Origin of the sequence: Microcystis flos-aquae FACHB-1344 (assembly GCF_014698375.1) — a bacterium.
In the GTDB taxonomy this organism is placed as follows: Bacteria; Cyanobacteriota; Cyanobacteriia; order Cyanobacteriales; family Microcystaceae; genus Microcystis; species Microcystis aeruginosa.
This window is the reverse complement of sequence record NZ_JACJSW010000058.1, coordinates 1-23,797: the sequence shown is the minus strand read 5'-3', so window position 1 is coordinate 23,797 and position 23,797 is coordinate 1. Positions and strand designations below refer to the sequence as shown.

The 23,797-nt window shown below is 42.5% G+C and carries 22 protein-coding genes and 2 pseudogenes; 10 read left to right on the top strand and 14 right to left on the bottom strand.

Annotated elements, in window-relative coordinates; translation table 11 throughout:
- Positions 1-59: 59 nt before the first annotated feature.
- The 3 genes from H6G48_RS04265 to H6G48_RS04255 are packed head-to-tail and all read left to right on the top strand — an operon-like array spanning position 60 to position 2,457.
- The gene (locus H6G48_RS04265) at positions 60-452 is read left to right on the top strand and encodes a MerR family transcriptional regulator (RefSeq protein ID WP_190719415.1); all 393 of its coding nucleotides are present in this window, start codon (positions 60-62) and stop codon (positions 450-452) included.
- Positions 453-457: 5 nt separating this feature from the next.
- The gene (locus tag H6G48_RS04260; RefSeq protein ID WP_190719413.1) at positions 458-1,678 is read left to right on the top strand and encodes a hypothetical protein; all 1,221 of its coding nucleotides are present in this window, start codon (positions 458-460) and stop codon (positions 1,676-1,678) included.
- On the top strand, positions 1,675-2,457 hold the full coding sequence (locus H6G48_RS04255; RefSeq protein WP_190719411.1) for a transporter: 783 nt from the start codon (positions 1,675-1,677) through the stop codon (positions 2,455-2,457). The genes H6G48_RS04260 and H6G48_RS04255 overlap by 4 nt, the downstream gene beginning before the upstream one ends.
- Before the next feature lie 229 nt (positions 2,458-2,686).
- Here the strand turns inward: H6G48_RS04255 and H6G48_RS04250 are convergent, their stop codons facing one another.
- On the bottom strand, positions 2,687-4,102 hold the full coding sequence (locus tag H6G48_RS04250; protein ID WP_190719408.1) for a mechanosensitive ion channel domain-containing protein: 1,416 nt from the start codon (positions 4,100-4,102) through the stop codon (positions 2,687-2,689).
- Between the two features lie 9 nt (positions 4,103-4,111).
- Positions 4,112-4,762, bottom strand: a complete 651-nt coding sequence (locus tag H6G48_RS04245) for a nitroreductase family protein (RefSeq protein ID WP_190719405.1) — start codon at positions 4,760-4,762, stop codon at positions 4,112-4,114.
- A 206-nt stretch (positions 4,763-4,968) separates the two neighbouring features.
- Here H6G48_RS04245 and H6G48_RS04240 point away from each other — a divergent pair, with 206 nt between their 5' ends.
- Complete coding sequence (locus H6G48_RS04240; RefSeq protein WP_190719401.1) at positions 4,969-6,393, top strand: PP2C family protein-serine/threonine phosphatase; 1,425 nt, start codon at positions 4,969-4,971, stop codon at positions 6,391-6,393.
- A 16-nt stretch (positions 6,394-6,409) separates the two neighbouring features.
- Here the strand turns inward: H6G48_RS04240 and H6G48_RS04235 are convergent, their stop codons facing one another.
- On the bottom strand, positions 6,410-7,663 hold the full coding sequence (locus H6G48_RS04235; protein ID WP_190719398.1) for an AmpG family muropeptide MFS transporter: 1,254 nt from the start codon (positions 7,661-7,663) through the stop codon (positions 6,410-6,412).
- Between the two features lie 306 nt (positions 7,664-7,969).
- Between H6G48_RS04235 and H6G48_RS04230 the strand changes: the two genes are divergently transcribed.
- Positions 7,970-8,590, top strand: a complete 621-nt coding sequence (locus H6G48_RS04230; RefSeq protein WP_190719395.1) for a GNAT family N-acetyltransferase — start codon at positions 7,970-7,972, stop codon at positions 8,588-8,590.
- Positions 8,591-8,675: 85 nt separating this feature from the next.
- Here H6G48_RS04230 and H6G48_RS04225 read toward each other — a convergent pair whose 3' ends face one another.
- Complete coding sequence (locus H6G48_RS04225) at positions 8,676-8,852, bottom strand: hypothetical protein (RefSeq protein ID WP_190719392.1); 177 nt, start codon at positions 8,850-8,852, stop codon at positions 8,676-8,678.
- A 64-nt stretch (positions 8,853-8,916) separates the two neighbouring features.
- Between H6G48_RS04225 and H6G48_RS04220 the strand changes: the two genes are divergently transcribed.
- A complete protein-coding gene (locus H6G48_RS04220) occupies positions 8,917-10,329 on the top strand; it encodes an LCP family glycopolymer transferase (protein ID WP_190719389.1) in 1,413 nt (470 codons plus the stop codon).
- A gap of 23 nt (positions 10,330-10,352) precedes the next feature.
- Here H6G48_RS04220 and H6G48_RS04215 read toward each other — a convergent pair whose 3' ends face one another.
- The 6 genes and pseudogenes from H6G48_RS04215 to H6G48_RS04195 all read right to left on the bottom strand — a co-directional run bounded on the left by H6G48_RS04215 (position 10,353) and on the right by H6G48_RS04195 (position 15,126).
- Positions 10,353-11,039, bottom strand: a complete 687-nt coding sequence (locus H6G48_RS04215) for a Uma2 family endonuclease (protein WP_190719386.1) — start codon at positions 11,037-11,039, stop codon at positions 10,353-10,355.
- 102 nt (positions 11,040-11,141) lie between these two features.
- Positions 11,142-11,641, bottom strand: a pseudogene (locus H6G48_RS27370) (hypothetical protein); the annotation flags it as partial.
- Between the two features lie 126 nt (positions 11,642-11,767).
- Positions 11,768-12,043, bottom strand: coding sequence for a protease inhibitor I42 family protein (locus H6G48_RS27365; RefSeq protein ID WP_423202525.1), 276 nt, complete (start codon positions 12,041-12,043; stop codon positions 11,768-11,770).
- A gap of 112 nt (positions 12,044-12,155) precedes the next feature.
- Positions 12,156-13,748, bottom strand: a complete 1,593-nt coding sequence (locus H6G48_RS25720) for a C1 family peptidase (RefSeq protein ID WP_199328726.1) — start codon at positions 13,746-13,748, stop codon at positions 12,156-12,158.
- Positions 13,749-14,171: 423 nt separating this feature from the next.
- Positions 14,172-14,303, bottom strand: a pseudogene (locus H6G48_RS04200) (IS5/IS1182 family transposase); the annotation flags it as partial.
- 61 nt (positions 14,304-14,364) lie between these two features.
- Entirely contained in the window at positions 14,365-15,126 is a 762-nt protein-coding gene (locus H6G48_RS04195) for a Uma2 family endonuclease (protein ID WP_242034522.1), read from the bottom strand.
- 155 nt (positions 15,127-15,281) lie between these two features.
- Between H6G48_RS04195 and H6G48_RS04190 the strand changes: the two genes are divergently transcribed.
- Together H6G48_RS04190 and H6G48_RS04185 are read left to right on the top strand one after the other, a co-directional pair.
- Positions 15,282-15,923 (top strand): Uma2 family endonuclease, encoded by a 642-nt coding sequence (locus H6G48_RS04190; RefSeq protein WP_190719380.1) that lies wholly within the window; start codon positions 15,282-15,284, stop codon positions 15,921-15,923.
- A 138-nt stretch (positions 15,924-16,061) separates the two neighbouring features.
- On the top strand, positions 16,062-16,565 hold the full coding sequence (locus H6G48_RS04185) for a hydrogenase maturation protease (protein ID WP_190719377.1): 504 nt from the start codon (positions 16,062-16,064) through the stop codon (positions 16,563-16,565).
- Here H6G48_RS04185 and H6G48_RS04180 read toward each other — a convergent pair.
- The 3 genes from H6G48_RS04180 to H6G48_RS04170 all read right to left on the bottom strand — a co-directional run bounded on the left by H6G48_RS04180 (position 16,492) and on the right by H6G48_RS04170 (position 20,810).
- A complete protein-coding gene (locus tag H6G48_RS04180) occupies positions 16,492-18,174 on the bottom strand; it encodes a mechanosensitive ion channel family protein (protein WP_190719374.1) in 1,683 nt (560 codons plus the stop codon). The genes H6G48_RS04185 and H6G48_RS04180 overlap by 74 nt on opposite strands.
- 3 nt (positions 18,175-18,177) lie before the next feature.
- Entirely contained in the window at positions 18,178-19,275 is a 1,098-nt protein-coding gene (locus H6G48_RS04175; protein ID WP_190719370.1) for a saccharopine dehydrogenase family protein, read from the bottom strand.
- A 92-nt stretch (positions 19,276-19,367) separates the two neighbouring features.
- Positions 19,368-20,810, bottom strand: a complete 1,443-nt coding sequence (locus tag H6G48_RS04170; RefSeq protein WP_190719368.1) for a sensor histidine kinase — start codon at positions 20,808-20,810, stop codon at positions 19,368-19,370.
- A 713-nt stretch (positions 20,811-21,523) separates the two neighbouring features.
- Here H6G48_RS04170 and H6G48_RS04165 point away from each other — a divergent pair.
- Positions 21,524-22,504, top strand: a complete 981-nt coding sequence (locus H6G48_RS04165) for a DUF3616 domain-containing protein (protein WP_190719365.1) — start codon at positions 21,524-21,526, stop codon at positions 22,502-22,504.
- 341 nt (positions 22,505-22,845) lie between these two features.
- On the opposite strand, the gene tnpA is transcribed toward H6G48_RS04165, so the two are convergent.
- On the bottom strand, positions 22,846-23,280 hold the full coding sequence (gene tnpA, locus H6G48_RS04160; RefSeq protein WP_190719361.1) for an IS200/IS605 family transposase: 435 nt from the start codon (positions 23,278-23,280) through the stop codon (positions 22,846-22,848).
- A 50-nt stretch (positions 23,281-23,330) separates the two neighbouring features.
- Between tnpA and H6G48_RS04155 the strand changes: the two genes are divergently transcribed.
- Positions 23,331-23,797 (top strand): helix-turn-helix domain-containing protein (locus H6G48_RS04155; protein ID WP_190719358.1); only part of this gene is annotated, 467 nt, incomplete at its 3' end.

Genomic DNA, 23,797 nt, shown 5'->3' with positions numbered 1-23,797 from the left:
TTCTCCAGTCAGGGGGAGATTTTATAATAGGGTAACGATAGGATTAAGGAGCAAAAATAATGCTCAGAATCGGTCAACTTTCCCTAGAAAGTGGTGTTTCGATTAAAACGATTCGTTATTACGAGGAATTAGGACTAATTCAGTCCCCTGAGAGGACAGAGGGACAATTTCGCCTATTTACTCCCGATACTGTCCATCGCTTGCTGTTTGTCAAAAGATTGCAATCTTTGGGTTTGAGTCTGCAAGAGATCCGCGAATGTTTAGTAATTCATGACCATGGTGAGTTACCCTGTGGAGATATTCAAGAAAAATTAATTAAACATATTGCTGAGATCGATCAACAAGTGGAACAATTGCTTTTATTGCGTCAACAATTAACCGAAACCCTGCAAGGATGGACGGATACACCAGTAAAAGACGATCAATTTATTTGCCCTAATCTCAAGGTTTAACTATCATGAAAAAGTTAATTTTATTGGTAACTGTAGCAATGATTTCTACTCCTGTCATTGCTCAACATTTACATCTTGATTCACCTCAAACTCAGACTTTACAAGCAATTCCTGATAATATACCAGCTTGGATGTATAACAAGCAACGTAATCATATTTATCCCCAAAGAGGGGTTTATAACAATGCCATTTATAATGTCAGAGATTTAGCTTTAGACTTGAATGCGATCGCTGTTGGTCATGCCTTTGCCTACGAAGATATCGTAACAGGAAAAGCGAAAGATTTAGAAACTAAGACATACCAAAAAATTAATTGGGTTTTAAAAAATCCGCCTAAATTTATGCCCGATGAGGGTAATATTTCCCCAACTTTTGGCAGAAAATACGGTGTTTTAGAACAGGTTTTCGAGTGGGCGCATATTTTCCATGCTCAAACCGTTGATGTTTTAGCCAGCAGCAAATTAACCAACAAGGAAAAAGAGGCGGAAATTGAAAAATTATATCAATTTTACTTGACAAAAGTTCCCTATGCGATTACGGGATTACCCATGAATATGGGTTATCTGGATTCCCAGCCTTATTCTAAAGCCTTTCGCCAGAAATATCCGAAAGTTAATGGCTTATTTTGGGGCTACCATTGGTTACAAGGAACAATGTATGACTTGCTCTATGAGAAGACGCTAGAAGAACAAAAACAAGCTTATAAACAGGTAGGAAAACAATACCATAGTCAGGAATTGTATCGCACCGATCGAGCTTTTATGCCGATGTTTGCCGAACTTAGTCCCAAGTTTGCCCGACGTTTTCCCGCAATATCTAACACCTTCGATAACCTGCATATGTTGCACGATATGGTTAATGATATTCTGGCATCAGATTGGCTAACTCCCCAACAAAAAGACGAACAAATTACCCGCGCTATTTGGTTAGTAATGGCTGCTAATCATCAAGGAATGGCAGCGGGAAAAAATTATGGTGGTGAAGGACTACATGATCATCGTTTTGAGTCAGGAATTCCGGGTATGGGATTAATGCCAACAGATATTTCTCACGAAGGTCATAATCACGATAATCATGATAATTCTGAGAAAAAACCTGATGATTCTCAAGTAGATGAGGGAGGAGATCACCAACACCATAACCACGAAAATTACTCTCCAGAAAACCCTCCTAATACGGAGAAAAAACCTGACGACAGCAATGATCAAGAGGAACTGAAAAAATGAGAAGATTTTTATTAATTGCTGTGGGTTTAGTTGCCAGTTTTACTAATCCAGTTTTTGCCAACGATCATAACAATCTTGATTCCGGTCGTCCCCTTTCTTTTGATGATGCTGAAAGTCTTGGTTTTGGGGAACAATCGATAGAATTTGGAGGAAGTCTAGTCTTTCCTGAAAATAGTAATCTTGGGGGTGAGTTTGATATTGAATACCTCAACGGTATTATTCGCAATGGTCATATTATTATCGGCATCGATCCGCAGGTGGGAGGTCGAGTTAATAGTGATGATACGGATTTTGATGTGGGAAATTTATCTGTAGGTTTTTTCTATAATTTCAATCGTGAATACGATAATATTCCCGCTTTTGCCATTCGTACCGATTTAGGATTACCGACGGGAAATAATGCTAGGGGATTAGATTTTCGTCTGCGGGGAATTGCCAGTAAAACTGTTGGTCAATTCGATCGCTTGCATCTTAATCTCGATTTAAACATAAAAACCGATCCCGATGACGGCGATCAATCTTTTTTACCGGCAGCAATTCTCGGTTACTCGCGACCAATTGGTTATCCGAAACGTTTTGATCGCACTTTTTTAGCAGAATTGGGCGTAATTACCAGCGATAATAGTAATGGTGGGGTTTTAATTCGCACTGGTATGGGAATTCGTCAGCAAATTAATCGCCAAGGTGTGATCGATTGGGGTATCGAGGGATATATTGCCACTAATGGCAATGATCAAAGTCAATTAAAGTTAAAAATCGGTTATTCTTTCGGATTTTAGGATTTTTCCCTAGCCTGCTATTAAAAGCTAAAATAGATGAAGTATAACTTAAATTTTGGTTTGACTGGGAGTATGAGGGGGTTTGGAAGTCCACATCTTCTCATCCCTGAAAACAACAGGGATATCTGATCAGTTGTCCGCAGGTAGCGACTCCCTATTCTCAGCTTCGTACCTCATCATTAAGATAACTGCTAGAGAAAAAAGGCTGTAAATCTGTTGTCATTCCCTTTTAAGTCGCAAAAAAGCTCTTTAACCGTTGTCGCAGCCAAGAGACGGGATTTTTCAGGTCTTCCGAGTCTAAAAGCCCCATTTCTCCCAATTTCTGCTGACATTCGCGCAATTCCTCTTGACGTTGGGTGAGTGCCTGAGTGAATTCCTCCGCTAGAGCCGGATAAGTAGTGATAAGATGCTGAAACCCCTGACGATCGAGCAAAAATAACAAGGTTTCCCCCACTGCTTGCATAGTGGTGGGATAGGGAACCTCTAATATTAACGGTAATTCCCCAAAATATTGACCTTTATTAAAAGTAAAAATTTTACGACTGATTTTATCGTTTTCATAAAAAGCATCCATTTGTCCCTGCAAAACAATACAGAAATAATTAGTTCTTTCTCCCTGTCTAATTAAAATATCCCCGTCATGCAGATGTTTACGACAACCCATTTCAATTAATACACGCAATTGCAGATCGTTAAAATGTTTAAAGTAACTCACCTCCAATAACATTTCTTTTAACGATAGCGGTTTTGAAGGTTTAACTATCTCCCGATCCTGTTCCTTAACTGCCTCAAAACTGTCGGTATTATGCAACCATAACTCTCGCTGGGGAAAAGGAATCGTTATGCCCCGATGACGCAGATTATGCTCGATAATGAAGTGTAGGGAACTTCTCATAAAAACGGCCCGTTCGACTTTTTCCACCCATACCCACAACTCAAAATTTAAAGCACTATCACCAAAACCGTTAAAAATCACCTTGGGAAGCGGATTAAAGGCAATTTCTCCCGACATATAGGCTGATTGCAGCAGAATTTCCGTCACTATCAAAGGATCTGTACCGTAGGCAACTCCCACCGGCACAATGACTCGAATGCGCGAGTCGGGATAATGCCAATTCTGGACGCGATTGCTAGTTAAGATTGTGTTAGGAACGATTAACTCTGCACCATCAACAGTGCGAATGGTGGTGGAACGAATCGATATTTCCCGGATATAACCCTTTGTTTGCTCAAATTCGATAAAATCGCCCACTTTTAACTTGCGTTCCACCAACAAAGTTAAACCACTGGTGAGATTTTTGGTTAACTCCTGCAAACCGAAACCGATACCCACCCCCAAACCACCGGCTAAAACAGCGATCGAAGCGAGATTGAATCCAGTCAATTGTAGGGCGATAATATAACCAAAAGCCCCAAAAGCAAAACTAGCCAGAGTTGCGATCGCTTCTCGATTACCTTCATCAAAACCGATACTTTTCAGCAGACGATTTTTTAGTAAACTTTTAAAAGCGATCGTCAGACAGGTGACAAGAATAAACAGTATAAGAGTACCAATAATCCAACCAAGAGTGATGGACACACCCCCAGCGCGCCAAAGGGGAGTGTTAAAAAAGGGCGTTAACCAAGCTGAGGGAGAGAAAGTCATCGCTAAAGTTTAGATTTGATAGGGATTACCCAAGCGATCCACAAAAACATTGTAATCTAAGGGTAAACGCCCCGGATTAAGCCGTGGTTCCGCCGCGTAACCGATGGGAACGACAACAGCGATCGCCAGATGGGGATGATCGGCAGCACCAATCACAGCTTTTACCTTGTCCTCGATCCAACCGTTGAGAAAACAACTAGATAAACCGAGACTTTCGGCAGCCAAAACCAGATGAGTAGCGGCGATCATGGCATCTTTAATCGCGTATTCCCGGGTTTTTTCGCCCAAATCCCTGTGAAATCCCGGGATTGCCTGTTGAAAATATTTTACCGTGCCTTCGTTCCAGGCACCTGTACTGAGAGCCTGTTCATAGATAGGAGTTAGATCTCCTCCTCCTGCGGCAGCATCGGCAGCGAAAACAAAAGTAACCGGCGCTTGGATAATTTGCTTTTGTCCCCAAGCGGCCTCGGCTAAAGCGGCCTTTTGTGCCTCATCTTGTACTAAAATAATTCGCCAATCTTGGATGTTGAAACTACTAGGTGCGGCAACGGTTAATTCTACTAGGGTTTTCAGCAGTTCTGGGGCGATCGGATCGGTGGTAAAATTTTTAATGGAACGACGTTGATTAATCGCCGTGGGAACATCGAGAGGCAAGGTCATAAAGTCAGTTGATCGAGTTACATATTTCTAATTATTATAGGGTCAAGCTATCAGCCTCAGCCTTCGGTGTGACAAAACAGAAATAGTAAAACATCAGGGTTAAATTGTGGCGGTCAGGAAAAGATCCACTATACTGTTAGACTTAAACAGGTCATAACCCAATGACCATCTAGCTATAATCATGTCACCGCCACAAAGATCATTTTATGCTTTCTGAGCCGGAACCGAGCGACACCCTCACCACTCCCACCGTCAATATGGGCGATCACAGTACCGATATCAAGCCAATTTTAGCCTTAAAAGAGTTAGTCGCCAGTTTATATCGCGAACAAAACAAAGTTCAAAATCTCTTAAGTTCCCTCGGTTTTGCCCTGCGGAGTTTCAATAATTTAAACCAATTCCTCGATCTTACCCCCTTGATGGCCGCACGAGTGGCAGACGCGGAGGGAGGGGCATTGATTTTGAGCAAAAATAACGGTCAAGTGGCGCTTGATCAACTCCATTGCCAAGATAATCAAATTAATGGGGAACTACGCCGACAATTAGAGGCAATTATCCGACAATTAAACCAAGAACCGGCACTTGAGAATAAAAATCATCGATCGCTTCTCGATAGTCTCGACCATCAGATCCGGCAAACTCTCGGACAAGGTACGCAGGTTTATAGTACGCCTGTTTTGGTAAAAAATAGTGAGCGGGGGCGTTTATACGTTTTCAGTCGCGATCCCGATTATGGTTGGACACCCACCCGTCGTAAACTGCTGCAGCTAGTGGCCGATCAAACGGCGGTGGCTATAGCTAATAATGAATTAACGATCGAATTACGTTCTAAGGAACGTCAGGATCGAGAGTTAGAAATCGCTGCCGAAATCCAAAATCGTCTTTTACCCCGGCAATGTCCGAAAATTCAGGGGGTAGAATTGGCAGCCCACTGCCAAACGGCTAATCGCGTTGGTGGCGATTATTATGATTTTATCCCCTGCAACTACGATCAATTTAAACCGGCAAGGGAGGCGGAAATGGAAGCTAGTACCGCTCCTTGGAGTATAGTGATCGGTGATGTCATGGGTAAAGGTGTCCCAGCAGGATTATTGATGACCATGACCCGGGGAATGTTGCGAGCGGAAGTGTTAAATCGTCACTCCCCGGCCCAGATTTTGCGTCATCTCAATCGGGTTATGTATGCCGATCTCGATAATTCTCATCGTTTCGTGACATTATTTTATTCCGAGTATGATCCCCTGACGCGCCGTCTTGGCTACAGTAATGCTGCCCATTATCCCACCCTCTGGTGGCGGGCCAAAACGGGAGAGTTAGAGTCTCTCGACACGGAAGGGACATTAGTGGGTTTAGAGGCCGATTCTATCTATGACGATGCCCAAGTGCAATTAGAAGCGGGAGATACGCTGATCTATTATACCGATGGCTTTACCGATGCAGTTAACTCGAAAGGAGAAAGATTTGAGCAGAAAAATTGGCTATCGGCAGTTAAAGAAGCCTGTCAAAAATACACCGATCCCGAACAGATTCTAGAATATTTATTTGGGAAAGTTGCCGCTTTTACTGGGTTGGTAAATGACAGTAGCGACGATATGACTTTAGTAGTTATGCGAGTGAAATCGGAGGAATAAATCATCACTTCCTAGCTCATAAATTAGCTGAATCCTGCTCTTGCCAAGGAGCGAATAAAGGCAATAACGCTAACCCGGGTAAAGCGGCAATTACCGTGATTAAAAAGAACCACTGCCAACCGATCGCCTCAGCTAAAACTCCGGCGGGAGCCACCAAAATATCGCGACTAAAGGCCATTAAACTCGATAAAAGGGCGAACTGAGTAGCGGTAAAACGAGCATTACAAAGACTCATTAAAAAAGCCACAAAAGCGGCAGTTACTAAGCCACCGCAGAAGTTTTCAATATTAATAGCCAAGACCATAAAAGGATAATTTTGCCCTAAATTTGCTAAAATAAAATAGGCTAAATTACTAACAGCTTGCAAGACACCAAATATCCAGAGCGATCGATTAATTCCCCAACGACTTAACAGGGAACCACCTAATAAAACTCCCACCATAGTTGCTATCATGCCCATGCCGCCTTGTATCGCCCCGATATCGGTTTGACTGAAACCAGTTTTTAAGAGAAAAGGAGTCACCATATTATTAACTAAAGCATCCCCTAAACGATAGAGAACAATAAAGGCGAGAATGCCGATTCCTTGACCTAATCGATAGCGTTGAAAAAACTCTTGGAAAGGCAACCAAACTGCCTCTAAAAGAGTTTGAGGAGTATCATCTCTAGGGGGAGTAGCTGGGGCGAAAAAAGACCAAATAATCGTTAAAGCCATCAATCCAGCTAGGAAAAGATAGACGAGAGGCCAGGGAAAGTGATCGGCTAAAATTAAAGCGATCGAACCGGTTAAAATTAAAGCCAAACGATAACCTAAAACCCCGATCGCTACCCCAGCCCCCATCTCCCATTTTTCTAAAATATCTGTGCGATAGGCATCGTAGGCAATATCTTGGCTGGCACTAAAAAAAGCAATCAGTAAAGCATTAATTGCCAATAATTCTAAAGATCGTTGCGGTTGTTGAAAAGCCATGCAACCAATCGCTAAAGTTAAACAAATTTGAGCGATTAAAATCCAACCGCGACGACGACCAAGCACGGGGGGAAGATAGCGATCGAGTAAGGGAGACCAAAGAAATTTGAGAGAGTAGGGGAGAGCGACTAAACTAAATAAACCGATCGATTTCAGATCAACTCCTTCGGTGGTCATCCAAGCTTGCAGGGTGCGACCGGTGAGAAAAAAGGGCAATCCAGAAGCGAAACCTAAGAATAACAAAGCCGCCATTTTTTGACTGCGGAACACTTGCAAATAAGCGGAAATTTCTTTGATCATGGAGGGGATAGGAGGACAGATTAGATTAAAGAATATAGTTAATTGACCCAAAAAGAAAGAGATTAGTTCTGACCGGCATCATCCCATCTTAACCATTGCCTGGAGATCAAAAAAAATTCCCGAAAAATAGCGGTCTTTCCCCCAGCTGGAGCTATAGGCAGTAGAATGGATGAGATTTTGATTCAGTAGTCTTGAAAAATTGCGGTATTCTCCTTAAGATAGATGCTTGATTCTCCCAACTAGCTCCTACCCCTATTTACCTTTCCCAGATAAGGACTGCCATCCCCACCTTCCCTGCCGACTCCTGTGATTAAAGTGGACTCCTGTTTTATCTCATACCTATTGTCTAATCCCTCCGACTCGGAAGCGACCGGTGACAATGCCACCATTGCCGTCGAGGTGCGTTTGGCCCAAAGCCAAGATCTCAAAAGCTTGGCGGAGATTCTCACCGATAGTTTTTTCCCCACGGCCAATTATTGGTCTTTTCTGCGTCCTATCTTTAAATTGGGCATTTACGAGGACTTACGGGGACGATTGCGCGCCGATACCCCTTACTATCACTGTCTGGTAGTCAGTCAAACCAGCGTCACCGCCACGGGTCCTCAGGAAATTATTGTCGCTACGGCGGAAATCGGCTTAAAATCCAGTTCTTTTTTAGCTGTTCCCATTCCTTATATCTCTAATTTAGCCGTTAGTCCCGATCGCCGGCGTGCCGGTCTGGCCCGGAGATTGCTGCTCAAGTGTGAACAGATCGCTAGAGAATGGGGTTTTGAGGAACTTTCCCTCCATGTTCTCGATAATAATCTAGCGGCCCAGTCACTGTACTTAAGTAGCGGTTATCGTCTGCAAAAAACCGACGGTTGGTTGATCAATTGGTTATTTAATCGACCACAAAAGTTATTTCTGCACAAAAAAATCAGCCAATGAGGAGATAGGAGACTCCCAGACTCCGAGACAGGTTTTAGGTGTTGGGGGTTGGGGTTTTGGGGTTTTGGGGTTTTGGGGTTTTAGTTCAATTTCCCCACTTCCCCACTTCCCCACTTCCCACTTCCCCACCAGCAAACCCTAGTATAGATATTTCGACAAAATTGCGATGGAGAACAACGATAAGGAAAAATTCTGCTATATTATCTGCTAACTCTCTAGAAAACCCAATTAGTTTAATAATCTTTTCCGGGTATCTGAGCAAAAAAATAGTTGATCTCTTTAAAGATGGTTTTAGGGAGATATTTAGTGATTGTGTGAGGCAATTTGTGGTTAATAAGACGAAATCAAGGCTTAAAAGCGGAAAATCAAGCAAATTAGCAGCTAAACCTGTTAAAAAGCGGCGATTGTCGGGTAAATGGTTCCTGACAGCCCTAGGCTTAACTGGCTGCGCCCTAGTTTCCGCTACGGCGGGGGCTATGTTGGCTGTGTCTCTCTCCTCCACACCTTTGCGACAAGCTGCTCTTAGTCCCCAAGAAGCCGCCGCTTTTAACAATCAGCAGGCGATATCCTATCAAAATCTGCAACTTCCCGCCCTCAACCGTCCCGTTAATATTCTGGTAGTTGGCGCGAAAGTGTTGACATCCGATGTCAAGGAGGCACAAACCCCAGATTTGGGTTATCATGCCCCGGTTAATTCCTTGGCTGGTTTAACCGATACCATGCTGTTACTGCGTTTTGACCCCCAAAGACAGAAGTTAACCATGCTTTCCATCCCCCGGGATACCCGTACCGATATCGAGGGTTATGGGGAGAAAAAAATCAATGAAGCTAACGCCCTCGGTGGACCTGCTTTAACGGCGGAAACGGTTAGTCATCTTTTGGACGGAGTGGCTATTGATCGCTATATTCGCATTAATGTGCAGGGTGTGGAAAAATTAATTGATGCTTTGGGGGGGGTGACGGTATATGTTCCCAAAGACATGAAGTACAAAGATTTTAGTCAACACCTCTACATTGACCTGAAAAAAGGGGAACAACACCTCAACGGCGAGAAATTCCTCCAGTTTGCCCGTTTTCGTTACGATGCTAACGGCGATATCGGTCGTATCCAACGACAACAGCAATTAATGCGGTCTTTAGTAGAACAAACCCTAAAACCAGCAACTTTATTGAAAATTCCCGATATTATCGAGGTTATCCGCACTCATATCGATACTAATCTCAGTTTAGAGGAGTTACTCGCCCTAGCCGGCTTTGCCTCCAAAACTCAGCGCGCTGATGTGCAAATGCTACTGCTACCCGGAGACTTTAATGGTGATGGTCGGCAGGGGATCAGTTATTGGTTGCCCAATCAAAGTAAAATTCAAGAGCTAGTGGCTCAACATTTTAACCACGGCTCTTTTATAGCTGACATTGAGGAAACGACGCAACCGACTCGCATAGCTGTGGAAGACAGCACCGATAATCCAGAAGCGGTGCAAACTCTAGTCAGCTATCTGCGCTCATTGGGTTATGAAAATGTTTTTGTCTCTAAGTCTTCATCGCCAATTCTAGAAACTACCAAAATTATTGCTCAAAAAGGGGATAATTCCCTGGCTGCTGCCCTGCATAATAGCCTTGGTGTCGGGGAAGTTTTGGTGGAAAGTACGGGGAATCTCGCTTCTGATGTGACGATTAAAATCGGTCAAGATTGGCAAGAAAAATCAGCTAATCTTTCTGAGCCATCCCTAGGCAACTAAGAAAAAAATCAAGTTTATCCGGGTTATTTATTAGCCAAAGTTTGACAAAAATTTTGGTGTTCTTGACTAGCTATTCCTTGCTTTAACACCTCCAAAACTTCGGATAAATTACCCGATAATAAAGCATTTTTATCCAGCCATAATCCGGGGAAGACTTGAGAACAAAAGATGTTATTTTGATGAGATTCTAGGGGCAAATATTCCCCATCAGTTAAGCGAAACCAATCCAATTGAACATCATAAACTCGCCAGATAATATACTCTTGTACTCCCTGGCGACGATAAACTTTGAGTTTTTCATGTAAATCGTAGGAAGCAGTAGAAGCGGCAATTTCCACGATTAATTCCGGCGCGCCTTCTACATAATCATCTTCACTAATGCTTGATTGTCCACCGGTTTCTATTCTTAATAAAGCATCTGGTTGTGGTTGATTATCCCCATCAAGTCGCACAGTAGTATTATCCAGTGTTTCTACTCCCGGTGTCGCCACTTCGTAGGCAGTTAACCAACCGATAATATTAGCGTGGGGTTTACCGTGGTTTTTGGCTCTCACCGCGGCTGCCATATAAACAACTCCTGCGATTAATTCAGCTTTTTTTAGCCGTGTCATTGCTTGATAACGGCGCTCGAATTCGGGACGGGTTAATCTATCGCCATTTTCGAGAGGGGGAATAGATACAGGGGAAATTATCGAAGTAGATAAGCTCATAATGTTTACCGATAGTTGAGATTTTTCCCTCGCTAGATGGAATTAGCATTGAGCAAATTTTCTCGAAATATTTGATATTCTTGACGGGAGCATCCCAGTTTGTCACTGAGTAGAAATACTTAGAGAAAACCTGCGATTAAGATAAGCACAGCGCAGGCGTAGCATTTGTGAAACATATTGGGGAGACCACTGAGCACCGGATAACTTTAAACGAGTACCAATACGTTTGACGGTAGACTCTACCGGTCCGGAACCAATCCCTAATCCCATCAGTTGATATAGGTACTAGGGCACAATCCGGTGACGATGTTTGTGTAGGTAAGCCTGAAAATTCCCACTGGCATAACTCTTAATTTGCTTCAAGCGCTCAAGAACCTCATCAGCAATTCTCATTTTAAGGTTTCATGACATTAAAACCCTTGCACCTAGAGGGGTTAATAATTCTTAACGAATCTCTAGATCGCTGAAACAACGCAAAATCGTTTCAAAATGAGAATTGCTGGAACCTCATCTACACAACCTGACCAAAGCAAAGTTTTCATCTGTTTCAAGCAACGAGCTGACCCGCCCACTTTGTAGAGGTTTTCCACGAGGTGATACCATTTTTTCAAGGAGAACTAGAGGTGGCTTCGTCCGTGAGAGTTTTGATATCTTGAGCAACTTCTCTCTGTTTTTCCTCCTTCGCTTTTTTCAGAACTTTCACCTAGTACTCGGTGTCCCTTCCTCAATCAGGAAACGACACCAGTGAGCGTGAAGGTCTTGATCGGTGGTGTGGCTGATTCCCACTCTCGACAACATCGGAGTGTGATCACGAAGGCTCCTAGATGTCCTGCCCGGAGTAGAAACCGCCGCTGCCCCCCGGTGCCGATACCTTCACCTGAAACCGTAAACTCGTCAAACTCGTCGCTAACTAGAACGATAGCTTGCGATGGAGATACATCAAGAATCCACCGATAACCTGTGGTAGGGTTCTCAGCTAGTACCACATCGAACACCTCACCCATACTGAGTTCAGTACTTGAGCCATTATTCTGAAGGGTGAAAGAATGAGACATACTTATCACGGTAATACAGGAATTAATGCGCCCGCCCCCAATAGGAGGGGCGCACGTTGCCCTAGGGGTTGACGTTGATGGTGATGGTGACGCCCTGCCCCTTCTTCTGGGTGAAAGCGGCACCGGTTTCTATGGAGAACGAACTCGGGACATCGCCCGTATCACCCACTGTTTCACCAGTGAGCGGGGCAGTAGATTCCGGGGTCAGCGTAAATGAGGCAGGAGTTCCACCCGATTCCGTAAGGCCGAAGCTGGACTTATCCGGCGTCATCCCCGAGGATGCCGCCGGCCCTTCGACACGAAACGAACTTGGGATATCCTCCATCTGGCTGGGCTCTACGCTGGCAGCAGAGGTGTAGACATAGCACTGGATGCCCTCGTAGTTCCAGCCGTAGCGGCCGCTGCCTAGTTCACTCCAGTTGGTCGTGTAGAAATGGTCGCCAGCACTCCCGTTCCAGTAACGGTACAGCGGCACCGACCCAGATGCCTGAGCTGGAAGCACGTAGCACTGGATGCCCTCGTAGTTCCAGCCGTAGCGGCCGCTGCCTAGTTCACTCCAGTTGGTCGTGTAGAAGTGGTCGCCGATGGAGGGATTCCAGTATCGGTACAGCGGCACCGACCCGGATTTCTGGGCAGAGAACACGTAGCACTGGATGCCCTCGTAGTTCCAGCCGTAGCGGCCGCCGCCTAGTTCACTCCAGTTGGTCGTGTAGAAGTGATCTGTGGCATTCGGGTTCCAGTAGCGATAGAGTGGAACACGCTGGGAGCTGTCCTGGGGTACCGTCACCCCCCACATTGTCGCATCGATACCGCACTCCCCATAAGCAATTCGGAAAAAGCCCTGATCGCCCCACGTTGTATTCCAACTATTTTTGCAGATCCAGCACTGAGCCGCGTCATCGTATCCAACTACGCACACGCAGTGACCACCGGCCCGTTCACCGGTGACATGCCGGTACACGCCTGACCTGTAGGCGAAAAAATCATTGTAAACCGTGAAGCAAGCCGCCAGAGCGCCCTGGCTTGAGAGCCACTCCTTCATCTGCTCTGGGTTGGTAAACTGGGTCCATGACGTGATTTTGGTGACGCGCTGCTGCCAGTTTGCACAGAGATTGGTGCAATTCTGATCGCCGGCCCTGTACGGATAACAGGCATCGTCCACTACGCCTGTGTTCTTGAATCCATCAAGGGCAGGTGGAACCCACCAGCCCCCATTGGGACCGCTGCACATCCTCCCCTGTGCTCTGGCAATACAATAGAAAAGGTGCGCTTCGGATAGGTCAATGCTCAACCCAGGATTCTTGCGAGCAACGCGAAGGGTTGTTTCCACGGTTGCTACAGAGCCGAACGCAACGCATGAGCCGCAACTCCCCTGATCCTTCACCGGAGTGACGTAGTTGCTGCCCCCCACATTGCGCAAGTCGTAGCTTGCCGGACGGCCAAAGGCGGCAGCGATTCCCGCCGCGTGCAGCTGAAGGTTGGCTTGCGCCAGACCTTCGCGCTCGATAAGTGACGGCTCTCCTGGCCCTGGTGTGTAACCCAGCCGTAGTTCACGCTCCTCCTGTAGCAAGTTGGTAAGCGACGTCTCGCCAACCTCCCAGCTTGCTCCCTGAGAGGCAACTTCCTGTGCTATTTCCTCGAATGGTATTGTCATCTGAAAGCTCCTAAATTACGGTTCTTCGTTACTTGGTATGGTTCGATCGGGGGGCATAAATCGACTAACTCCTTATCTGGCAAGAGACTTAATTGATTAGTTCGCTCTAGATCAAAAACAATAACCTCTCTATAAAGATATTGTCATGGCAACGTCCTCTCCCATCCATACTTATTTGGATAGAACTCTTGTAAATTGGTTATATGTTATGATAGCGGGTTGACTAATTTTCCCCAAAAAATTAGTTAGTGCATTTGTTCTGAATAAAAAACCTGAAGTTTAACTTTTAACCCAAAATTAGATATGCCTTAATTTGGTTGTCAAAACCTCTTTATTTAGGGTTTGCTGAAAAAGCTTTTCCTGGGGGCAGGGTGTGGGCTTCGGCCGTGAGCTGAGCGTTCGACCGAACGCTCAGCCGAAGGATGAATTAGATTCAGCTTCAACACTTTTTACTGATTCTACCATCTTTCTATAGGTTTGTTTATACAGGCCGAAACGGCGTTTGAACTGTTCATCTGATAAGTTTTGATAATCCATGATTTTCCTAATAAACATAGCAAAAGTATAGATGATTTCCTGACCTAAGATCACATTTTATTCTTTTTTCCACTTCCATCTAAAAATTGATAAAAAAGCCAGAAACTCCATCATACCATAAAAAAATTATGCAGGGGGTCTGATATTTACTCGCTTTAAACATTCCGTAAACTCCTTCGAGGTAAAAGGTAAATTCTTGACTAGCTATTCCTTGCTGTAACATTGCCAAAACTTCGGCTAAATTACCCGATAATAAAGCATTTTTATCTAGCCATAATCCAGGGAAGACTTGGGAGCAAAAGATGTTATTTTGATTTGATTCTAGGGGCAAATATTCCCCATCAGTTAAGCGAAACCAATCCAATTCTTGGTCATCTACTCGCCAGATAATATACTCTTGCACTCCATGATGACGATAAACTTTGAGTTTTTCGTGTAAATCGTAGGAAGCAGTAGAAGCGGCAATTTCCACGATTAATTCCGGCGCACCTTCCAGATAACCATCTTCACTAATGCTTGATTGTCCACCGGTTTCTATTCTTAATAAAGCATCTGGTTGTGGTTGATTATCCCCATCCAGTCGCACAGTAGTATTATCTGCTAATTCTACCCCCGGTGTAACGTACCAATAGTATCCTAACCAAGTGATAATACGAGCGTGAGGATTGCCATGATTTTTGATGCGGACGGGGGATGCCATATAAACAACTCCTGCGATTAATTCAGCTTTTTTTAGCTGTGTCATTGCTTGATAACGGCGCTCGAATTCGGGAAGGGTTAATCTATCACCATTTTCGAGAGGGGGAATAATATGGGGGGAAACTGTGTTAGTCGATAGCATAATTTTTGGCTCATCAAGAAACTACTATCAAGGCTTAAGTTTTCTTACCAGACTCAGTTAATTTATCGATTAGGTTAAGCTGTGCATCGAGAGTATCGAAGATATCCTATACTTATTTTACAGCGTTTCTGATCATTTACCTGGAACCTTGCGCCATGTTTGCCTTAGTTTCACTAGATAAAATCGAGCTACCGGCGGGGTCCTTAGTGAGATTACCTGCCACTTGGCTAGATTATCAAACTTTGTCTCGGCAAAGGGGCGACAATTCTCGACCTAAAATCAAATATCACAATGGAGAAGTCTTGCTTATGTCTCCACTTCCTAAGCATGGACGTGATGCCCATTTAATTGCTAATATTATCATCACCTTATTGGATTATCTGGGGCGTGAGTACGAGGCTTTTACTCCCGTAACCATGGAATTACCAGAAACAAGTGGTATTGAACCAGATTATAGTTTTTATATTGACCATTGGCCGGCTATAGCAGGGAAAGCCAGAATTGACTGGGTAAATGATCCTCCTCCCGATTTAGTATTAGAAATTGATGTCACCAGTTACTCGAATGTGGATGACTATCTGCCTTATCAAGTGCCTGAAATTTGGTTGTATCGTCAGAAAACTCTCTATATTTATTGGCTAGAGAATCAAGAGTATATCCCTCGCCATCAAAGTCAATATTTTCCTAACTTTAACCTACAAAATTTAGTTTCTTTCTGTGGAGAAATTGCCGACAATCGCAATAGTAGTATGGCAATTCGTCAACTAAAACAACATCTCGAAGATTTTTATAAGTAGGGAGGCACAATTATTTGTAGGATGGGTTAGCGGTAGCGTAACATGAGCGGGCGTTGGGTTTCATGCTTCAACCCAACCTACGTTCATCTTATATTTAATTCCACTTTGTACCTCATCATTAAGATAACTGCTATAACCATGAATAATTTTAAAATACTGCTCATCGGCTACGGTAATACTTTAAGAAATGATGACGGAGTGGGAGTGAGAATAGCCGAAATTATTGCCGGGGAGAATTGGACTAATGTGCAAGTCATCGCTACCCATCAATTGACTCCGGAATTAGCAGCCGATATAGCTGATGCTTCCCTAGTTATTTTTGTTGATGCGGTCTTATCTAGTCAAACCGATATCCGGATAGAAAAATTAGCGGCAGTTACCGAATGGAATAATTTCGGTCATGCAGAAAGTCCCGCTTCTTTATTAGCATTAACTCAAGCAATTTATCAACAAAATCCCAGGGCCTTGGGAATATTTATTCCTGCTATTAATTGTGAATTTGGTGAAGAATTATCAACAATAACTCAAAAGGGCTTGACAAACGCAATCAAAGCTATTAGGAAAATTATTACTTCTGAGGATTTGACTGAATACCAAAAGCAGGACTTTGATAATCTTCCGGCAGATAATTTTCAGGAATAGTGCTGTGATTGCCATCCCGGAGAGCCTTGTAGTGAGGAGACATAATTTCGATACCGACTTCGTTACATTTATCCTGAATATTTTGATGCAATTCAGAATAAATATACACCATTTTGCTAGGATGATCGGTGTAGGCATTTAGCTGATAGCTGACATAAAAATCATCGAGACTGGTTTGCAAGACAAAAGGAGCAGGTTCTGAGACAATAAATTTAGTTGCTAGGGCTGCTTCTTTCAGGGTTGCGTGGACCTTACGCCAAGGTAAATCATAACCGAGAGTGACTGTGGTTTGCAAAATTAAAGGCTCTTTGAATTCCCTTTGAGAGACACTAAAGTTAATCACATTGGTGTTTAACAGCGATGAATTAGGAATCGTGATAATTCTATTAGCTGGTGTGCGAATACGGGTGACTAATAATCCTTTTTCAATCACATCTCCAATAACATCACCAATAGAAATTTTATCTCCTAGTTGAAAAGAGCGGGTATAGATGAGGATAATTCCTCCTACCACGTTAGCGATAGCAGAGGTGGAACCCAAGGAAAATAGCACCCCTAAAAATACCGACACCCCCTGAAAAGCAGGAGAATTAAATCCGGGTAGATAGGGAAAAGCGATGACTATAGCTAAGGCAATTATCAGCAGTGACAGTAAATTATAGGTTGGTTTTGCCCAATCGGGATAGAAACCATGGATTACTAAATTTTCTCTTTCCAATCCAGTGAAAAATGGTTTAATTGCTCTCAACAGATAGTGAGTTATAAAAACAATGATCAGTATAATAAAAATATTGGGTAAATATTTTGCTATCTCTTGGGAAATAACTTCCAAAGCACTAAAAAAGTATTGCAGAAAACCATCACCAAATTTTCTAGTCCAGGGAAAAAGACGAAGGACAAAAGTTAAATAAAAATAGAGAATAGTTGAAATAATCAGAGTGCGGATAAATTGCAAAACTCTTAGGGAAAAAATTCCTATTGTCTGGGAACTAATAATCTCAAAATTTTGGAATACGACCCCAGGAACTAGGGAGGTGATTAATCTCTGAATCTGGGGAAAAACCCGCGAAGATATAAAAATTATTACCCAGAAAATTAAGACCGTGGCCAAGGTAGCACTTACCGTCAAAACTGCATCTTTTAAGAGGTTATCTGGTTGACGTTCTTGACGATAACGGACAATGGCTGCTTTCATCTTTGCTAAAGCTCGTTCGGCCAATACTTCTTGACTGACCGCGTGTAATTTGGCATCTTTAGAAGTAATAGTAGCAATAACCGTATCTCCCAAAATAATCGAAGGGTTTTTGTCTTCAGGATCGATTTTTATGGTTAAATCTTCAGGAGAAAGAGCATCGTCATCGGCAATTTTTTCAATTCTGGCTGTAATCGATTTCGCTCTTTCTTGCGCTGAAAAAGAACCTATTCCTTGCCGAATCGTAAAAAGTTCTTGATTATCAAGCATGACGGGAAAAACTTCTCCCAAAGTTTCCAGGGGTGTTTCCTGTCCTTGTTTAGCAGGATTATTCTGGGCCGCTATCATGAAGATAGGGGATAAAGTCAGTAACAAAACTAAACAAAACAGCCCTAAGTAACGCCAGATTTTTTTCATCTTCTAAGCCACAATTGCACAGGAGCGATCGAGTTTAATACCTCTTTTTTTCATCGTAGCATGGAATAGTTCTGTGGATAACACCTGTTCCACCGGATAAATCCCGGCTTTTTGGAGTTTTGCCGCTAAGATTAATTCTGCCACGCTGCCAGTTCCCCAGCCGGCTGCTTGGGCAGTGTTCTCGTGAAGCATAGTTGCTTGATAAACTGCTTTTTGCTGCCCTTGCCATCCGGCCACTTTGGCTAACATTGCTACCCCAATTCCCGAAAATTTATCGGTTACTTCTGTCATGCGATAACTAACTTGGGAAAAAAACTCAATTCCCCGAGAACTTTCTACCCAAGCATCGGGAAAAATATGGGCAGTAATCCAAGTTAAATGATTATAAAAATCGGGAATAGAACCAAATTTTGTGATCACATTTTGCACTTGAAAAGATTCAGCAAAAGTATAGGTTTCTGGCATATCAAACCAATAAACACCAGTTTTACCCAAAGGAGCGGGAAAGTCAATTACTTCTCTAGCAGTATAGGGTTCAATCTCTTGCCATTGTCCCTCAATCCAAGCTAAAAAAGGCTTTTTTAAGCCGAGAAAAGTAGTCCGCATCACAGTTAATCCCGCACCTCCGGAACCGGCTACGGCATAATTTAAACGGATCGTTTCTACCCTATCTAACTGTTCGACTCCCTCTCGCACTATACTATTAGAAATACCCGGGAAAATTCCCGTATTAACCACGGCAGTTATTCCCGCTTTTATCGCTAATTCTCGATAGGGGATTAACTTTTGATAAAAAGAACGATGATCACTAACATCAATATAATTGACTTTTTCTTCGATGCAAATTTTTACTACCCTGCCATCGCGATAATGAAAGGGACCGGCACAATGAACGACTAAATCACTATTTTTAATTGCCTGTCTAAGCTTGTCTATTTGTTCTAAATCCAAAGCCAAAAACTGCATTCTTGGCAGTAATTTAATGGCTTTTTCCTTGCGTCCTGTGATAATAACTTTAGCTGAAGTATGATTAATAATATCTAGGGCTACACTTTGACCAATGCGACCAGTGCCACCTAAAATTAAAACAGTTTTTTCCATGGCAACTATCAATAATGTTTGTTGCCCTAGTATAGCATCCTCTTGGCAATTTTGCCTATTTTCCAAGATGAAAAATTCAGAATAATCTCAACTTATTTAATGCGTCCGAGGGGCAAGAAAATGGTTAAAATCTCACCTTCTTCGGGTTTTTCACGCACAATCAATTTACCTCCCAAGGCTTGAAAAAGGTTTTTAGTCACCTTCATATTCAGGCTTAAACTACCCGTTTCTGGTTGAAACATTAAGACTTTTCCTAAAGCTTTGAGAGTAAGATTAGGCGATTTTACCTGAGTTTGGAACTGCATTTTTAATTGATTTCCTGCCGTTGATATATGTACTTGCAACAGGCCACCACTAGCCATACTGCGAGTACATTTTTCCACGACTCCATTTAACATTTGATCCAATAAATTCGGGTCACTAATTACCGAAGGCAATTTTTTCGGTACATTAACTTCTAAAATGACATTGCGCCGTTTAGCTTGTTTTTGCCACCGGGGAATACTATCTTGAAAGACTTTTTCTAGAGCAATTGGAATTAATTGAATCGGTTTATCCCCCAGAGGATTAATACCCAATTCTGCGGCTCGGAAAATTAATTCCATGCGCTGAATTTGTTCACTACATTCTAAATCGATTGTTTCTAGATATTTCTGCACATCTTCCGTTACTTTTGCCCGTTTTAATAATAATCGGGTAATGGTGCGAATGGTGGTTAAAGGGGTGCGAATTTCGTGGGTTAAAGCTCGCAATAACTCCAAATCACAACCCGATTCTAAATTAGAATTATCTTCCTTTGGCGGAGTGATTTCGGCATTGATAGGCGATTTCGTTTTTTTCAGGTCTAAATTAGGCTGGTTGGGTAAATTTTGCAGTAATTGGCGACTAAATTGGCTAACTAGACGGTAATCCGGCGAGGGACTGCCATTAGCCTCGATAATTGCCTCTAAAGTCCCGATTTGCGGATAACGCAGATTAACTAATCGTTGCCGCAACTGCTGCCAGGCTTGCTGAGTGAGGACGGGATCAAAGGAAAATTGAAAAGAGGACAAACCCCACTGATCCTCGCCTAAAACCAGCAAAAGAGCGAAACTTTCGCTAAAAACCAGACAAAATCTTTCATTAGCAATCGGATCCGTTGGCAAGAGAGGCAATTCATGAATCTCCGTCGGGGAAACATCGGCGGCGGATTTTTCCTGAGAAGGCAATTGCAAACCCGGCCATTGTAAATGTTTTAAAGCTTTAACGGTAAAAACACCAAATTCAAAACCCGTTAAAGCCTTGCTTTCTCTAACTAAAGCCGTCGGACCGGAGAGAATTAAACCCCGACCGGCGGCAGCATTATTTTGGTTTTGTAATAAGATATTTTCTAAAGCGGCGATCGCTGCGAACCATTCACTTTCCGCTTTCAGTTGCGCTCGCTTGAGCCATTCCGATAAATTAGGATAAAAAGCATTGGGGGTGAAAGTTTCCCGGTCCTGATGGTCAGTCGGCGGGAAAATATCGCTTAATTTCGGTAAAGACCCCTTTAACATCGTCTTCATCACTGACTAGATACAAATTCCTTACCTAGAATATTACCCCCGTTAATGCTCATCCCATAACGGTAAAACCGAACTCTATTGGCAGTGATATCCGCGTTTTTATAGCAGTTATCTTAATGGTGAGGTACGAATTTTTGGTTTTGGGGAGTCGGTCGTCGATACCAAATTAGGTTACACTAAATCCGTTGAGCATAGGCTACATATCAGGACAGGCACTCATGCACTCTTGCAATAGGCAAAAGGAGGAATAAATAATCATTCTTTAATAACCGGATTTAGTATTACACTTCATCTTTAGTTGATCACCTATGCCGGTTGTGGGGTTCGTGGCTCAATTCAACCTCGATAAGTCTGATATTTAATTACACCTCCCCACTTATGTATTTTTTTGTTACATTTAAGTATTTTTTGCTTATCTATAGTTATTATTGAATGAGTTAAAGTGTTCCCCAATTATTTCCCTAACTAACCGATCTTTGATCCCAAAACCTTTTGCCTTGACGTTAGGTCAATGGGAGGAATCATCGGGTCTTGGAGGGACTAACATAAATTATGACACTCGACAAACTTTTGAAATTAGGAGAAATTAGTTATTTAAACCAGTCCTTTCTCAGATTATTTCTAGTAATGTCTTGTCTTTTTGTCTTTTATTACCTATAATTTTCTCAATCCTCACTTTTCCAGTTAATAAGGAGAATACAATCATGAAACCTCTCAACTTTTCTATTATCCAAAAAATCAAACATCAAGGAATTTGTGATGCTTCTGCAGCCACTGCTTTAGGAGAAAATAAATTTGTTGTTGGTAATGATGAGGCGGATCCAAAATTAGGTAATTTTCTCTGGATTTATTCCTCTCAAGAGTCGGGAAAAGCCCTGAAAACAATTGACATTAATAGTTGGGTGAAGAACAATCTTAAAAATAAAGAAATCGACTTGGAGGGGGTAACTGTACTAAATGACATAATCTATTGGATTACTTCCCATGGCCGCAATAAAAATGCTGAACGAAAACTCCCTCGTCATCAATTTTTTGCCAGTAAAATTACCGATGACGGCTCTAGTATAGTTCAAGTGGGTGAGTCTTATACTCAGTTAGTATTGCGCGATATTATCGAAGACTCTCAATTGGCTGAAATATTTGATTTCAAAACAGCAGAAACCAAAGCTTCCAAAGCTGAAGGAGGATTAAATATTGAAGGTTTAACGGCAACTCCAGACGGAAATATCTTAATCGGTTTTCGTAATCCTGTCCCCAACGGTAAAGCTCTTTTATTACCCCTAAAAAATCCCAAGAGTTTAGTTACTAATTCAACCACGGCTAAAGCTGAATTTGGTGATCCTATCCTGCTAGATTTGGGAGGATTAGGAATTCGTAGCATTGAATTTTGGCCAGCTTTAGAAGTATATTTAATTATTGCTGGAGAATTTCATGGAGGCGATCAATTCGTTTTCTATACTTGGTCAGGAAAAAAAGAAGATGCACCAGAAAAGATAGAATCACTGCAATTCCCTGAAGGTTTTCGTCCAGAAGCTTTGTTGTTTTATCCCCATTTCCCAGATCGCTTTCAGATTTTAAGCGATGATGGTACAATCGAGCGAGTTGGTAATACTCCCTGTAAAGATATTATCGATAAAAATAGTCCCGAAAAATATTTCCGCAGTATTTGGGTAAAAGTTAATTAATACCAATTCTCACCCATCAAAACTACAGATCGAATTATCGAATTTAAGTTCTCATTTCCCCTTTTTCCCATTTTAAGGGAGACGAAGGCAGGGGGATCGAACTCTTGTAGCCGGATTTTGGAGAATTGATATAATTAGACATCCCTCTTAGTGGAACCTCAACAAAACCTAGAACAAAAATAGCTTTAAACCCATATAGGGATAAGCTTTAAGCTCAAAAAAACCGTTGATCACGTCTTTTCAATGGTTTTTTATCCTAGAAGCTCTATCTCAAGGTCGCGAGAGGACTCCCGTTAAACCGCGTAGCGGTTAACGGGAGATGAATCGCCACCGGAATGAAACTAACGCGGTAGCGTTTCCACTTTCGGGGAGTTTTTTTGGTTCTCGACGTATTTTTTTAGTTGTTCGACAGTAACGCCGCCACAACTAGCCACGAAATAACCTCCCGTCCAAAAATAAGGTTTATTGTCGAAATACTTTGCCGCCAAATCCGGAAATTCCTTTCTAATTAAGCGACTACTAACTGTTTTAAGATTAGCGATTAGTTTGGATAAAGCGATGTCAGGCTTGTAATCGATAATTAGGTGAACGTGATCCGATTCACCATTGAAATCAAGCAACGCGCTTTCCCATTTTGTGAGCGTTGACGCAAAGATTTCTTTAAGTCGGGCTAAGATTTCATTGTTAATAGCTTTCCGCCGATATTTGATGACAAATACCACATGAGCAGTAAGTTTGTAAACAGAGCGAAATTCATGATGGTAATCAGTTAACATATTAGGCGGTAAATGTTATAATCTGATTGTACATCACAAAACGAACGACAGTGATAACGCTTACCTACCAGTACAAACTAAAGGTAAACAGGCAACAGGAACAAGAGATCGTCCACATTCTTGATGTTTGTAAAAGCGTTTACAATTACGCGCTCTCGGAACGGAAAGATTGGTTGAACTCTCGAAATTGTCTTGCGGATCGCTGTTCGTTAGTTTCCGAGTACATAATTCCTGCGGATGAACCCTATCCAAATTACTTCGTTCAAGCCAAAAATCTAACGGAAGCTAAAAAAATCTATCCGATATTAAAGACGGTTAACGCTCAAGTCTTACAGCAAGTCTTAAAAACTTTAGATAAAGCTTTTGACCAGATAAAATCGAAAGGCTTTGGCTTTCCTAGATTTAAGAAAAAGATGCGGAGTTTTGTTTTTCCTGCGCTGTCAAAAAACTTTCTAGGGGATGGATGTTTGAATTTTCCACAATTGGGAAAAATTCGGATTAGGAAATCTAGGGAGTA

Coding starts and splice junctions, on each gene's coding strand:
- H6G48_RS04255 (WP_190719411.1), top strand. CDS start 1,675: ATGAGAAGATTTTTATTAATTGCTGTGGGTTTAGTTGCCAGTTTTACT.
- H6G48_RS04170 (WP_190719368.1), bottom strand. CDS start 20,810: ATGTTAAAGGGGTCTTTACCGAAATTAAGCGATATTTTCCCGCCGACT.
- H6G48_RS04245 (WP_190719405.1), bottom strand. CDS start 4,762: ATGACCTTGCCTCTCGATGTTCCCACGGCGATTAATCAACGTCGTTCC.
- H6G48_RS04175 (WP_190719370.1), bottom strand. CDS start 19,275: ATGGAAAAAACTGTTTTAATTTTAGGTGGCACTGGTCGCATTGGTCAA.
- H6G48_RS04240 (WP_190719401.1), top strand. CDS start 4,969: ATGCTTTCTGAGCCGGAACCGAGCGACACCCTCACCACTCCCACCGTC.
- H6G48_RS04185 (WP_190719377.1), top strand. CDS start 16,062: ATGAATAATTTTAAAATACTGCTCATCGGCTACGGTAATACTTTAAGA.
- H6G48_RS04215 (WP_190719386.1), bottom strand. CDS start 11,039: ATGAGCTTATCTACTTCGATAATTTCCCCTGTATCTATTCCCCCTCTC.
- H6G48_RS04165 (WP_190719365.1), top strand. CDS start 21,524: ATGAAACCTCTCAACTTTTCTATTATCCAAAAAATCAAACATCAAGGA.
- tnpA (WP_190719361.1), bottom strand. CDS start 23,280: ATGTTAACTGATTACCATCATGAATTTCGCTCTGTTTACAAACTTACT.
- H6G48_RS27365 (WP_423202525.1), bottom strand. CDS start 12,043: ATGGGTGAGGTGTTCGATGTGGTACTAGCTGAGAACCCTACCACAGGT.
- H6G48_RS04235 (WP_190719398.1), bottom strand. CDS start 7,663: ATGATCAAAGAAATTTCCGCTTATTTGCAAGTGTTCCGCAGTCAAAAA.
- H6G48_RS04250 (WP_190719408.1), bottom strand. CDS start 4,102: ATGACTTTCTCTCCCTCAGCTTGGTTAACGCCCTTTTTTAACACTCCC.
- H6G48_RS04180 (WP_190719374.1), bottom strand. CDS start 18,174: ATGAAAAAAATCTGGCGTTACTTAGGGCTGTTTTGTTTAGTTTTGTTA.
- H6G48_RS04190 (WP_190719380.1), top strand. CDS start 15,282: ATGTTTGCCTTAGTTTCACTAGATAAAATCGAGCTACCGGCGGGGTCC.
- H6G48_RS04265 (WP_190719415.1), top strand. CDS start 60: ATGCTCAGAATCGGTCAACTTTCCCTAGAAAGTGGTGTTTCGATTAAA.
- H6G48_RS25720 (WP_199328726.1), bottom strand. CDS start 13,748: ATGACAATACCATTCGAGGAAATAGCACAGGAAGTTGCCTCTCAGGGA.
- H6G48_RS04260 (WP_190719413.1), top strand. CDS start 458: ATGAAAAAGTTAATTTTATTGGTAACTGTAGCAATGATTTCTACTCCT.
- H6G48_RS04195 (WP_242034522.1), bottom strand. CDS start 15,126: ATGCTATCGACTAACACAGTTTCCCCCCATATTATTCCCCCTCTCGAA.